The sequence below is a fragment of the Pseudomonas sp. NPDC078416 genome (assembly GCF_050268485.1).
GTDB lineage: Bacteria > Pseudomonadota > Gammaproteobacteria > Pseudomonadales > Pseudomonadaceae > Aquipseudomonas.
Genome location: NZ_JBNNGV010000006.1, coordinates 48,489 through 61,928 on the forward strand (window position 1 = coordinate 48,489; position 13,440 = coordinate 61,928).

Sequence of the window (13,440 nt, forward strand, 5' to 3'; positions counted from 1 at the left end):
CGGGCATAAGGCAGGTGCGTCGAAATGAACAAGCTGGATTTGCTGAAAACCTTCGTCAGGGTCGCCGAGCTGTCGAGCTTCACCCATGCCGGCGACGCCTTGGGCCTGCCGCGTTCGACGGTGTCGGAGCATGTGCGCAGCCTCGAAGGGTTGCTCGGCGCACGACTGCTGTTGCGAACCACGCGCAAGGTGCAAGTAACGCCCGACGGCCAGGCGCTGTATGAACGCAGCAAGGACCTGCTCAGTCAGATGGACGAGCTTGAAGGGCTGTTCCGCCAGGACAACTCGGCGCTGAGCGGGCGTCTGCGGGTGGACATGCCCACCGCCATTGCGCGGCGGCTGGTGATACCACGGCTGAGCGAATTCCTTGAGCGGCATCCGCGGATCGAACTTGAAATCAGCAGCACGGACCGGCGCGTCGATCTGGTCCGCGAGGGCTTTGATTGCGTGTTGCGCATCGGCACATTGCCGGACACGCCGCTGGTCGCGCGCACGGTGGGCCTGTTTCGGATGATCAACTGCGTGAGCCAGGGCTACGCCGACCGCTTCGGCATTCCGCAAAATCTGGAAGACCTGCAGCAGCATCGGCTCATCAACTACGCACCGGCTTTCGGCGCTGCCGAATCGTTATTCGAGTATTGCCGCGAGGGCAAGGATTTTCATGTGCCGATGCCCTGCAGCGTGACGGTGAACAACATCGAAGCCTATGAGGCGGCGTGTGTCGGCGGGCTCGGGATCATCCAGATTCCGCGCCTGGCCGACGCTTACCAGCAGCAACGGGGCGACTTGATCGAAATCCTCCCCGAGTACCGGCCGACCGCAATGCCGGTTTCACTGCTTTACGCCCATCGCCGGCACCTGCCACAGCGGTGCCGGGTGTTCATGGATTGGCTGGAGGAGTTGCTCGGCGAATATGGGGTTGAGCGCAAGGGCTCCCGGGACCGGCGTTAGCCGGGCGGGTAGGACCGGCTTTAGCCGGGAAGGCGTCTGCGAGGACTCCGCAAAAATGATGTCGTTTGCACAGTCCTCTTCCCGGCTGAAGCCGGTCCCACTGGGATCGCGTACATCGAGTGGACCTTCTCACACCTGGAATCACTTCAACGCCGCGACCACTGCATCGAAGAACGCCATCGGGTCGATGGGCTCTTTGTCCACCGGCTTGGGTTGCGCGCCGAAGGTGACGATCACCACGTTGTTGGCCGGGTTGACGTAGATGTTCTGCCCCTGGATGCCGACTGCGGAATAAGCGCCATCTTTCACCGACGGAGCGGTCCAGGCGGTCCACCACATGTAGCCGTAATCCAGGCTCTTGCCGCCCTTGAGCGTAGTGGGCAGCGTTGCTTCCCTGACCCAGCCATCCGGCAGAATCGAGGTGCCGTTGATCTTGCCGTCGTTCATGAAGAACAGCCCGAAGCGCCCGTAATCCCGCAGCGTTGCGCTGATCCCGCTGCCGCCGATTTCCACGCCGTCAGGGGAATCCAGCCACCAGGTCGCGTCGCTTTCCATGCCGAACGGCTGCCAGATCTTTTTCGACAGGTACTCAGCCAGCGGCATCTTCACCGCACCCCGCACAATCTCGCCGAGGACCTGGGTTTCACCGGTGCTGTAGTTGTTCACGGTGCCCGGTTCCGCCGCACGCGGCAGGCTCGCCATCAGCGCCATGGCCGAATGGGGCTGCTGAGAAATCTGCGCCTTGAGCAGCGCCCGCCGGTCCGATGCCGGATCGGTGTAGGTCTCGTTCCACTTCACCCCCGACGACATCATCAGCACGTTACGCACGGTCACCCCGTCGTAGGCGCTGCCTTTGAGGGCCGGCACGTAATCCACCACCTGGGCATCCAGGCCTTTGATCAAGCCATCCTTGATCGCCGCTGCCGTCAGCGTCGAGGTGATGGACTTGGCCATCGACATCGACATCCAGCGGGTTTTTTCGGTGTTGCCGCGCTGATAGGTCTCGAAGACGATCTTGCCGTCCTTGATCACCAGCATCGCGGTGATGCTGTCCAGCGCCACGAAGTCATACAGGTCGTACTTTTTACCCTCGACCGTGAAGCGCACATTGGGCAGTTGCCGGTCCGACTTCGGCAGCGCATAGGGCTGATCGCCCGCCTGAATGGTGTGGGTGGGAAACAGCCGGCCGATATTGCGATAGGTGCTGACCGCCAGGTCCGGAAGCATGGCGCCGTCGTAGATCTGCTCGACCGTGCCGATGGGCTCTTGGGCGTGGGGGTAGTCGTCGGCCCATGCGCTGGAAACCAGCGTGGCAGCCAGTAGGCCGAGGGACAGGGTCAGCGGCCGGTTGAAGGCGGTGGGACGGGAAAAGTCGGATGAGTGCATGACGTATCCTTTTTTGTTGTCGTCGATGGACGCTGAACTCCCGGCTAAAGCCGGTCCCACTGAAAGAACGTGCGCGCTTGAACCATAGCCCACCCGCCGGCATTGCACCGGGCGATCAGTTCAGTCGTTCCGTACCCTGGCGTCTGCGATCGGGTACGTAACCGAATCGAAGGCGAAAAAAAACCACCGCGCCAAGGCGGTGGTTTTCAGGCGTGCAGGACGCGTCGGATCAGACCTTGACGATCCAGCCCGCCGGGCCTTCGATGTCGCCGGACTGAATGCCCGTCAGCTCTTTGTACAAGCGCTGGGTCACGGGACCGACCTCGGTTTCGCTGTGGAACACGTGCAGTTTGTCTTTGTAGCTGATGCCGCCAATCGGGGTGATCACCGCTGCGGTGCCGCACGCGCCGGCCTCTTTGAAGAGGTCGAGCTTGTCGATGAACACCTCGCCTTCGGTGACCTTCAGGCCCAGACGGCTCTGCGCCAGTTCGATCAGCGACAGACGGGTGATGCCCGGCAGCACGGACGGCGATTTCGGCGTGATGAACTGGTCGTCGTGGGTGATCCCGAAGAAGTTGGCCGAGCCGACTTCTTCGATCTTGGTGTGGGTCAACGGATCGAGGTAGATGGCATCGGCGAAGTTGGCCTTCTTGGCCTCGGCACCCGGCATCATGCTGGCCGCGTAATTACCGCCGACTTTCGCAGCGCCGGTGCCTTGTGGCGCGGCGCGGTCATAGCTGGAGATCACGAAGTTGTGGGGTTTCATGCCGCCCTTGAAGTACGGGCCCACCGGGATGCAGAACACCGAGAAGATGAACTCGGGCGCAGCGCGCACGCCGATGTTGTCGCCGACGCCGATCACGAACGGACGCAGGTACAACGCGCCGCCGGTGCCGTACGGCGGGATGAAACGCTCGTTGGCGCGGACCACCTGCTTGCACGCTTCGATGAACTGCTCGGTCGGGACGTGGGGCATCAGCAGGCGGCTGCAACTGCGCTGCATGCGTGCGGCGTTCTGGTCGGGACGGAACAGGTTGATCGAGCCGTCTTTGGCGCGATAAGCCTTGAGGCCTTCGAAGCATTGCTGGCCGTAATGCAGCGCGGTCGAGCCTTCGCTGATGTGCAGCACGTTGTCTTCGGTCAGGGTGCCTTGGTCCCACGCGCCATCGCGCCAGTGAGCCAGGTAGCGTTTGTCGGTCTTGATGTAGTCGAAGCCGAGCTTGTCCCAGTTAATGCTTTCGTTACCCATGACACCCTCTATGTCCAGGCCAGCGCGGCCGGGAGTTTCCGGCGTCTGGCGTTTCATCGATAAGGCCCGGTACAGGACGCGACCCGTTCCGGTGTGACGCCATATTACTGATTTTTCTCCCGGCAAACCGCCTCGGCGGCAGATGAGCTGAAAAAGATCCACTGTCGCCCGATTCAAGCCTCCTGGTTTGTGCCGTCTGTAGCAAAACAGCTGCCGGACGTGTGCAGATTCGCCAATGTTGCCTATGGTGTGTAAATCGTCTGAGACAGGAGCAGCACCCATGGGTATCGATCAGTTGTTCGCCGGTTTGAGCAGTCTTCCCAGCATTCCCAAGGTGGCGCAGGACCTGATCAAGCAGTTCGACAGTCCGTCTTCGGACCTGGGCAGCATTGCCGGCAACATCGAAAAAGACCCGGTGATCGCGGCGAAGATTCTGCGGCTGGCCAACTCCGCGCGCTTTCGCGGGGCGCGGGAGTCGTCGAGCATCGAGGATGCGGCCATGCGTCTTGGCTTCAACACCTTGCGCACACTGGTGCTGGCGTCGGCGGTGACCGGCGCGTTCAAGGCAGGGCCAAGTTTTGATCTGAAGGGCTTCTGGCTGAAGAGCTTTCAGGTGGCCGGGATCTGCCGTCTGCTGGCGAAACAGTCCGGTGCTGATGCGGAAATCGCCTTCACCTGCGGGGTCATGCACGACATCGGCGAACTGCTGATCCAGACCGGCGCGCCGGCCGTTGCCGAGCGCATCAACAGCGTGACCAAGACCGGCACGACCGGCCGTGCGGCGATTGAGACGTTGCAGCTGGGCTTTGGTTACCCGGAAGTCGGCGCGGAACTGGCCCGACGCTGGGGATTGCCCGAGGTCATCCAGAACGCCATCGCCTATCAGGCGCGGCCCATGCAGGCGCCGGGGGATGCCACCCAGCCAAGGATTGTTGCCCAGGCATTGACGATCTCGGCCGCCCTGGAAAATCACGGCGGTGCCTCCGCGCAGGCGAAGCAGGAAGTGGACGGCCCGTTGCTGGAGGGTGTTGATCTGGATGCGGTGTTCGCGGCGTTGCCGAAGGTGCTGGAAGATGACAAGGCGTTTGCGGAGTTGTTGAGCTAGGGGGCGACTGACTCACGTCCATACGCGATGAGGCAGCGGAAATCTTTTGGATACACACATCTGTAGGAGCCGGCTTGCTGGCGAGAGCGTCCGTTCAGCCACAGCAAGGGCGACTGAAAAACCGCGTTCGCCAGCAAGCCGGCTCCTACAGGGTCATGGCACCAGGTGCCTCGCTGCAAAATTGCTGGCGCTCACTCGGGCCCCTTCCCGGCTGAAGCCGGTCCCACTAATGGATCGCATGTACCCAGAGAAAATGAAGGTGACCTCGACTGTGGGACCGGCTTTAGCCGGGAAGGCACTAGGTGCCTCGCTGCAAAATTGCTGGCGCTCACCCGGGCCTCTTCCCGGCTGAAGCCGGTCCCACTAGTATCAGCGCACAGCCGCTCCTGAGGACCTGTGCATGCCTGATGTTTCTGACACCCACGTTGATACCCTGCTGGAATGGATGCACGACCGCTCGTTCGTCGTGCTGACCGGCGCCGGGATCAGCACCTCTTCCGGGATTCCGGATTACCGCGACAGCGAGGGCGTGCGTCGGGGTCGGCAGCCGATGATGTTTCAGGAATTCCTCAATGCGCCCGAGGCCCGGCGTCGCTACTGGGCAAGGGCGATGCTGGGCTGGCCGCGGGTTCGCGTCGCGCAACCCAACGCGGCCCACGAAGCGATTGCGCGCTTGCAGCAGCATGACCTCATCAGCGGCGTCATCACCCAAAACGTCGACACCTTGCACGATCAGGCCGGCAGTCATGACGTGGTGGAATTGCACGGCAGCCTGCATTGGGTGCTGTGCCTGGACTGCCGCCAGCGCACCGAGCGCGACATCATTCAGCTGGCTCTGGTCGAGCAAAATCCGTATCTGGCGGGCGTCGATGCGGTCCAGGCGCCCGATGGCGATACCTTGCTCGACCCGGCCTTCGAAGAACGCTTCCAGGTGCCCCACTGCCCCCACTGCGGGGGTGATCGCATGAAACCTGACGTGGTATTTTTTGGTGAGAACGTCGCACCACCCACGGCGGCCAAGGCCATGCAGCGCGTGGAAGACGCTCAAGGCCTGCTGGTGGTGGGATCGTCGCTGATGGCGTTCTCGGCGTTTCGCCTGTGCCGCGCGATCAAGGATCAGGGCAAACCGCTGATCGCCATCAACCTCGGCAAAACCCGGGCCGATGATCTGTTGAATCTCAAGATCGAAGCGTCGTGCGAGGTGCTGTTGCCGGCCTTGGCGCAGCGGCTGTTGAGAGCCTGATGAATCTTCCGTATCTCCGTGTGCAGAGAGAGCCCTTTCGCGAGCAAGCTCACTCCTGCATGGCTCGATCTGTCATCGGGTAGCACGAATCGCCGGCAACGCCGCCAATGCTCTGTCCCACACCTGCCGCGTCCTGACCCACGCCACTTCCTGCCAGTCCGGGTCCGCCGGATAAAACTGCTCCAGCAGCCCCTCCTTGATCCGCCGACCGGCCTGGTCAAGCGGGTCGCCGTGCAGGTGCAGCCAGTGATCATCACGCAAATGCCCATGCACGTCTGCGCCCGGGTACGTGCCGCATTCAATGACAAACGGCATCAGGTGCACACCCGGCAGCGCGTCGAGGAGCATCTGCGAGGTGTAGCCGGTGGACGTCGCCGCCACACCGGTTTCGCTGACGCGATTGGCGCCGGTGATCAGCGTGAACAGCCACGGCCCGAACAACGCTTTCGCATCCTCCAGCGCCGGGTAGGCTGACTCCACAATGCTCATCAGCATCGGATGACCGTAATCCCCGGCGCCGGTGTGCAGGTCGAAGCAGGTCACCACCTTGGCGTGCTGCAAGTGCTGGCCGACGATGCTGCGCAGCGTGCGATTGGACCAGCTCGGCTCACTGCCGCCGAAAAACAGGCCATCGGGGAAAGCGTATTGCCCCGCCTCCACCACCGACATCAACCCTGCCCAACCCCGCGCGTCGATCGCTGCCTGAAACAACGCATCAGCCTGATCGCGCTTTGGCCCGCGCAACTGCTCGCACGCGTAAATCCCGTGGACGTCGGTATAGGCGCGGTTGTCCGGCAGCGGCCGGCTGAAGTCTAGGTAGTTGCGGTTCTGATCGAGGTTGTCCTCATTGACCCGGCGCATCCACGCCGTGCCCCAGGGGTTGATCAGGTGAATCATCAGGATCGACACGCCCTCGGGCAGCGAGCGTGGGTCAAAACCTTTAAGCCAGCGGCTCTGGCAATCGGAACCGTAATAGCCCTCGACGCCATGGGTACCGCTCAGCGCCACCAACACCCGCCGCGCCTGCGGATCGCCTAGCCAGGCGACATCCGTGGCCAGCGTCTCGCCAAAAGGCCCCGGCAACGGGTGGAGGTACTCGCTCAACCGCGCGCCAGCGGCGGTCGCTGCCGCCATGAAGCGTTCGCGAAGCTGGCGATAACCCGGACGATCAGGAAAAAAGTGGCTCATTGAAGCGCTCCAAAATTGATCACATCCCGCTTGCAGGCCCTTACCAGTCCGCCCGAATACCGCGCAAAAAGGACACTGCGTCAGAAATGTTACAACCGGACACGTTTTGGCACACTTCTTTCTAGTATTTCTCTTGTGGAACGTCAGTACCACGAAACGCTTCGCGTCCAGCCCCGGCTGCCGTGAGTCTACGCTGCCAAACGGTGCGCACCACGCACCCTTGTGCAGGAACCGGACACTATCCCGTCCGAAACAGTGCAGGACGCCGACCAGAAGTCTGGCGTCCGTCGATAAGGAATTCGATTCGTGCCAGACATGCGTATTTCACACCCGATCCGTCCACATTGCGCCTTGCCTTTTCCGCTGCACGCATCCGTCAGCGAGCCAGCCATCCGCCCCATCTCCCTTCAGCGTTCCGGCTGAAACCCAGCATTAATTTGCTGCAGTGCCCGACATTTTTTTCGCTTCAATGGCTGTCGCTTTCATAGCGATTCGGCGGCTACTTTTTATTGTTTCTTTTCGGCACAGATGCGTCTGCTCAAATAAGGTTTTGAATAACGCGCCGGCGGGATCGCTGTTGATCCACACACACTAAAAATGATCAGTGATCATTTCAGGACGTGTGCGCCACCGTTAATCACACTTCACGCCATGACTGACAAGTCACACTTTCAGGACGTATCACAATGATCACCTAAGCACTCACGCACCAACTTGCACCCACTTAATCACGTTTGGTGCAACGCACTTCTGATTGAATCGGAACAGGTCACCTTGCAAACACGCGGTGAACCTGAATGGATAGGTTCGCCCCTTGGTTCAGCAACTTACCCCGTCTGAATAGAGCGAACAGGCCCCGACCTAATGAAATTCGCTAAAAAGTTACAGGAATGCGACATCCATACACCAAAGGCCAGAAACAGCAGGCTAGAGCGCTGCGCTGGCATAGCGGTTGCAATAGCGATGATCGTTACGTAGTCATTCTGAAATAAAGACGTACTTCTTTGTACTCAACAAGAAATCAGGAACCTGCAATGTCGTCTCCATAACTCATGCTGTAACGGCAGTTATAAGAGTGGTTCTTCAACGACCTGCTCCCCAGGCCTCGTGCGTTGCGAAAGCACGGACGTCAACTTCAAACAGGGTGACTTGTTTGAACGGACCCTTATTGCCCTTCAACCACCCGAGGGAGCTTTAATGAATGACGCGGTAAAAGCGAAAGCCATACCTGACCCGGCACCGGACGCACTGTCCATGGCCTGGCCACGTATTCCTTTCAAGGAAAATACGTCGCGCCCTGGTGAACTTAGCAGGACGCACGTGTTGATATTGATTGCCGCCTCGGTCCTTATTCACGGCGGCATCTGGTGGTATATGCAGACCGCCAAAGCCGACGTTCCGGAAGTTGCGCCGCAAGTGCCCGAGATGACCGTGGAACTGACCAGCCCGACACAGCCAACGCCGGAGCCACCACCCGCGCCGCCTCCGCCCGAGCCGCCACCGCCGCCCCCTGAGCCGGAGCAACCGGTCGAGGACCCCGACGCTGCCAAGCCGCCGCCGAAACCGGTGGAAAAGCCTGTCGAGAAGCCGGTGGAAAAACCCAAGGTCGAGAAGCCCAAGCCGGTCAAGAAGCCTGAACCGGTGAAAAAGCCCACCCCGCCCGTGCCTGCTGCACCCGCTGCGCCGAGCCCGCCTGCGCCTGCTGCACCATCACCGTCGCCCGCCCCACCGGCCCCGGCTGCTGCGGCACCTGCGGCACCGGCCAAGGAATCGGCGGCGATTTCCGGGCTTGCCAGCCTGGGTAACCCGCCACCGGAATACCCCGGTGCGGCGCTGCGCAAGGGCATGGAAGGCCGCGTGATCCTGCGCATCAAGGTATTGCCCAACGGCCGCGCCGGCACGGTCGAGGTGACCAAATCCAGCGGCAAACAGGTGCTGGACGATGCGGCGGTGGAGGCGGTGCGCAACTGGAAGTTTATTCCGGCCAAGCGCGGCGACACGCCGATCGAAGGGTTCGCGACGCAAACCATCGACTTCAAGCTGCCCGAATGAACCCGGTCAGCCGATCAACAACAACTCTTTATATAGCGGGTGAGGTGTAACCATGAACGAATCGATCTCTTCGATGATTGTCCCCGGCGTACTCTGGGCGCTGGTGGTGTTTTCCGTGCTGAGCTGGGGACTGTTGCTGATCAAATCCGCACAGTACTTACGCTTAAAGACCCAGAACAAACAGTTCACCAAAGCCTTCTGGGCGGCGCCGGATCTGCTCACCGCCGCCGAGCATTCCAGCCAATACCCGGGCTCACTGGCGCGCATCGCCAACAGCGGTTTCGAAGCCATGGCAGTCGATGAGACGCCGCGCAACACCCAGCAGCTCGCCCACACCATCAACCGCTCGGACCGCCTGGAGCGCAACCTGCGCCAGCAGATCCAGAAGGAACGCCGCGCCCTGGAAGCCGGCCAGGCCATCCTCGCCAGTATCGGCAGCACGGCGCCGTTCATTGGCCTGTTCGGTACGGTCTGGGGGATCATGGAAGCACTGCAAAGCATCGGCGCCAGCGGTTCGGCGAGCCTGGAAACCGTGGCCGGCCCCATCGGTCACGCCCTGATTGCCACCGGTGTCGGCATCGCCGTCGCGGTCCCGGCGGTGCTGATCTACAACTTCTTCCTGCGCCGCCTCAAGCTCGCCGTCGCCGACATGGATGATTTCGCCCACGACTTCGACGCCCTCGCACAACGCAGCGCCTTCGCCATCAACCGTCAGGCCATCGCCAGCAAGCACAGCCAGGCTGTGCGGGAGGCGAGCTGATGTCGTTCTCCACCCAAGACAGCGATGAAGTGCTCAGCGAAATGAACGTCACGCCGCTGGTGGACGTGATGCTCGTGCTGCTGGTGGTGTTCATCGTCACCGCGCCGCTGATGACCAACGCCATCAAGGTCAACCTGCCGAAAACCGACGCCGTCGCCCCCGCCGACAAGAAAGACCCGGTGGTGGTCAGCGTCGACCAGGACGGCAAGTTCTACCTGGCCAAATCCGAAGTCGCGCCCGAATCCCTGGAGCTCAGCCTCAAGGACGTCAAGGCCAAGGACCCGGAGGTCCGTGTACAGCTGCAGGCCGACACCAACGTCAACTACGGCCAGGTGGCCAAGGCGATGGCGTCGATCGAGCGCTCGGGCATCACCAAAATTTCAGTGATGACCTCGAAATGATCGGCCCATGACCCGCAGTTGATCTGCACCTGAAGCAGGCGCCGCACCCCGCTGCGGCGCCGCTCACCCTACTCCCGATTCACCGCCGTCCGGGGTTTTGCCCCGGAGGGGAGCGGCTTGCTTGAAATAAGGAAATTCCCGACCGCCATCACCGCGTCGGAGCAACGAGGGCTCACAAGGCCATTTCAATAACATCTGGAATAAGTCGGAAACTACCATGCTGATGAGCTTTCCCGGTTTTACCCTCAAGCCCCTTGTTGTTGCCGTACAACGCCACCCCCGTGCGCTGATTTGCGCACTGGCGGTCGGCATGAGCCCCGCCTATGGCGCCGACAGCACGGACAGCGCCGCCGATGCCGCGACCGGCAGTGAAGCCGCTGTCCCCGCTGCAGCGGTGGCTGCGGCGCCGGCGACCACCCAGCTCAAACGGGTGGAAGTGACCGGTTCGGCCGTGCGCCGGGCCGACGCGGAAACCGCCGTGCCGGTGACCATCCTGCGCGCCGACGAGCTGAAGAAACAGGGCGTGACCACCACCGAACAGATGGTCCAGCGCATCACCGGCAGCCAGTCGATGATGAACAGCGCAGGCTCGGTCGGCGCGTCCACCGGTGGCGCGTCCTATGCCGACATGCGCGGCATCGGCGCCAACAAAACGCTCATACTGCTCAACGGCCGTCGTCTGGCCAACAACGCCTTGTCCGGCGTCGGCACGCCCAACGGCAGTGCCATCGACCTGAACATGATTCCGTTCGCCGCCATCGACCGCATCGAAGTACTGCGCGACGGTGCCTCGGCGCTGTACGGCACCGACGCCATCGGCGGCGTGATTAACTTCATCACCAAGAAGTCTTTGACCGACGGCACCCTGAGCCTCGGCGGCGACACCCCGACCGCCAGCGGTGGCGGCGCCAGTAAAGACGTCAGCGCCAGCTGGGGTTTCGGCGATCTGGACGAAGACCGCTTCAACGTCATGGGCGTGTTCAACTACAACAAGCAGCAGAACCTCGACGCCAACGACCGTTCGTTCGACAAGGATTACGTCCCGGGCCGCGGCCTCAACCAGACCTCGGGCACCGCTTACCCCGGCAACTACTACCAGGGCAACAACAGCACCAACCCCCTCGCGCCCAACTGTGCCGGACCGGGTCTGGTGAGCGTGAACGGGCTGTGCCGGTTCAGCACCCGCGATTACATCGACCTGGTGCCGCAGACCGAGAAGACCTCGTTCTTCGGTCGCGCCACCGGCAAGCTGGCCGAAGACCACAACGTCAGCCTCGAATACTTCTTCGCCCGCAACAACAACGCCACCAGCATCGGCCCGGCGCCGTTGACCGGCCTGAGCATCGACCCGTCCTCCCCGTATTACCCCGGCAACGGCATTACCCCCGGCCCGAACAACTTCGCCCTCGACCCGACCCAGCCGGTGGACACCGCCTGGCGTGAGACCGCCGCCGGCCCCCGTGGCAGCAAGGACCAGAACACCAACCAGCGCTTGCTGCTGACCTTCGACGGCACCGTCGGCGGCTGGGATTACAACCTGGGCGCCAACTACAACCAGAGCAAGGTCGTTTCCAGCGTGACTTCGGGTTACGCCAGCGACGCCGCCCTCAAGGCGGGCCTGGCCAGCGGTCTGCTCAACCCGTTTGGCGCGCAATCGGCGGCGGGTCAGCAGTACATCGACGACGCCGCGTACCACGGCGAATACTCCACCGCCGTCGGCCGTGTCTACGGGGTGGACGGGCGCATCAGCCGCGAGATCGGCAACTGGTTCGGTGCCGGCGAATCCGGCCTCGCGCTGGGCGGCGAATACCGCAAGGAAAAGCTGCACCAGAACTACGAGGACTTCGTCGACGACATCGACAGCCTGGGCCTCGATTCGGCCGGCTCGGTCTCCGGCGATCGCAGCGTGAAGGCCGAATACGCCGAGCTGAACGTTCCCGTCATCGACAGCCTCGAACTGACCGCTGCCGTGCGCCACGACAAATACAGCGACTTCGGCAGCACCACCAACCCGAAATACTCGTTCCGCTTCCAGCCGTTCAAAGAGCTGGTCATGCGCGGCGCGTACAGTGAAGGTTTCCGTGCGCCGTCGCTGTACGAGCTGTATGCCCCGCAAAGCCTGGCCTACAGCCAGGGTTACTACGATGATCCGACGCTTTGCGCGGGCGGTACCGTGCAACCGGGGGGTCAGGCCGGGCGTGACTGCAATCAGCAATTCCTCAACCGCAGCGGCGGCAACGCGAGCCTGTCCCCGGAGAAAGCCCGCAACGTGACCCTGGGCTTCGTTTATCAGCCGATGAACAACCTCTCCATGGGCCTGGATTTCTGGTGGATTCACATCTCCAACCAGATTCAGTCGTTTCCTGAATCCACCGTGTTCGATCAGTCGGACCTGTACGGCGACCGCATCATCCGCAACGCCGACGGCTCCATCGCCAACATTGTCACCGGCAACTCCAACCTGGGCATCGTCAAGACCAACGGTGTCGACGTGACCCTGGACTACCGCTTCCCGAACACGCCGTATGGCCAGTTCGGTCTGGGACTGACCGGGACCTACGTCAACCGCTACGACTTCCAGAACATCATCGACGGTCCGTACACCGACAAGGTCGGCGACTTCCAGGGTGATGGCGTGATTGCGCGCTGGAAACACGTGTTGATCGGCAGCTGGACCCTCGGCGACAGCCGTGCCTCGCTGACCAACCGCTTCACCAGTGGCTACAACGACTACGACCGCAGCACCAACGGCACCGTGCCGTCGTATTCGCTGTGGGACCTGTCGGTGGGCCACACCTTCGAGAAGGTGCTGGACGTCGATGCCGGCGTGCGCAACCTGTTCGACCGCGACCCGCCGTTCACCAACCAGGCGTACAACTTCCAGTCCGGTTATGACCCTCGTTACGCCGATCCACTGGGCCGCACGCTGTTCGCGCGGGCGACGTATCACTTCTAAGCATCACCACCTGACGCGCTAATGCTCCGGCGCGTCGGGCGGCTTCTGCGCAATCGCGCCCCCTGACCCGGCCTCGTCCACGGGAACGGGTCAGGGGATTTTTCGCGGCGCCACTGATGCCTCGACTTGCACTCAAGGATTGTCCGCCC

Annotated in this window: 10 protein-coding genes; 7 read left to right on the forward strand and 3 right to left on the reverse strand. The window is 62.1% G+C overall.

The window, feature by feature from the left end; translation table 11 throughout:
• Positions 1–24 precede the first annotated feature (24 nt).
• Positions 25–951 carry a LysR substrate-binding domain-containing protein gene (locus tag ACQKEN_RS08930; RefSeq protein WP_427685150.1) on the forward strand — a complete coding sequence of 309 codons (927 nt, stop codon included), beginning with the start codon at positions 25–27 and terminating at the stop codon, positions 949–951.
• A gap of 141 nt (positions 952–1,092) precedes the next feature.
• Here the strand turns inward: ACQKEN_RS08930 and ACQKEN_RS08935 are convergent, their stop codons facing one another.
• Together ACQKEN_RS08935 and ACQKEN_RS08940 are read right to left on the reverse strand one after the other, a co-directional pair.
• Entirely contained in the window at positions 1,093–2,337 is a 1,245-nt protein-coding gene (locus ACQKEN_RS08935) for a serine hydrolase domain-containing protein (RefSeq protein ID WP_427685151.1), read from the reverse strand.
• 229 nt (positions 2,338–2,566) lie between these two features.
• Complete coding sequence (locus tag ACQKEN_RS08940) at positions 2,567–3,586, reverse strand: branched-chain amino acid aminotransferase (protein WP_074887490.1); 1,020 nt, start codon at positions 3,584–3,586, stop codon at positions 2,567–2,569.
• 280 nt (positions 3,587–3,866) lie between these two features.
• On the opposite strand from ACQKEN_RS08940, the gene ACQKEN_RS08945 reads away from it, so the two are divergent.
• Both ACQKEN_RS08945 and ACQKEN_RS08950 read left to right on the forward strand, forming a co-directional pair.
• Entirely contained in the window at positions 3,867–4,691 is an 825-nt protein-coding gene (locus ACQKEN_RS08945; protein ID WP_427685152.1) for an HDOD domain-containing protein, read from the forward strand.
• Between the two features lie 400 nt (positions 4,692–5,091).
• Positions 5,092–5,934 (forward strand): NAD-dependent protein deacetylase, encoded by an 843-nt coding sequence (locus ACQKEN_RS08950; protein ID WP_427685153.1) that lies wholly within the window; start codon positions 5,092–5,094, stop codon positions 5,932–5,934.
• Positions 5,935–6,006: 72 nt separating this feature from the next.
• On the opposite strand, the gene ACQKEN_RS08955 is transcribed toward ACQKEN_RS08950, so the two are convergent.
• Positions 6,007–7,122 carry a DUF2817 domain-containing protein gene (locus ACQKEN_RS08955; RefSeq protein WP_427685154.1) on the reverse strand — a complete coding sequence of 372 codons (1,116 nt, stop codon included), beginning with the start codon at positions 7,120–7,122 and terminating at the stop codon, positions 6,007–6,009.
• Between the two features lie 1,197 nt (positions 7,123–8,319).
• On the opposite strand from ACQKEN_RS08955, the gene ACQKEN_RS08960 reads away from it, so the two are divergent.
• The 4 genes from ACQKEN_RS08960 to ACQKEN_RS08975 all read left to right on the forward strand — a co-directional run bounded on the left by ACQKEN_RS08960 (position 8,320) and on the right by ACQKEN_RS08975 (position 13,291).
• Entirely contained in the window at positions 8,320–9,174 is an 855-nt protein-coding gene (locus tag ACQKEN_RS08960) for an energy transducer TonB (protein WP_427685155.1), read from the forward strand.
• Positions 9,175–9,226: 52 nt separating this feature from the next.
• Positions 9,227–9,934 carry a MotA/TolQ/ExbB proton channel family protein gene (locus ACQKEN_RS08965; protein WP_427685156.1) on the forward strand — a complete coding sequence of 236 codons (708 nt, stop codon included), beginning with the start codon at positions 9,227–9,229 and terminating at the stop codon, positions 9,932–9,934.
• Entirely contained in the window at positions 9,934–10,335 is a 402-nt protein-coding gene (locus ACQKEN_RS08970) for an ExbD/TolR family protein (RefSeq protein WP_133771220.1), read from the forward strand. The genes ACQKEN_RS08965 and ACQKEN_RS08970 overlap by 1 nt, the downstream gene beginning before the upstream one ends.
• 217 nt (positions 10,336–10,552) lie before the next feature.
• Entirely contained in the window at positions 10,553–13,291 is a 2,739-nt protein-coding gene (locus ACQKEN_RS08975; protein WP_427685157.1) for a TonB-dependent receptor, read from the forward strand.
• The last annotated feature ends 149 nt before the right edge of the window (positions 13,292–13,440 follow it).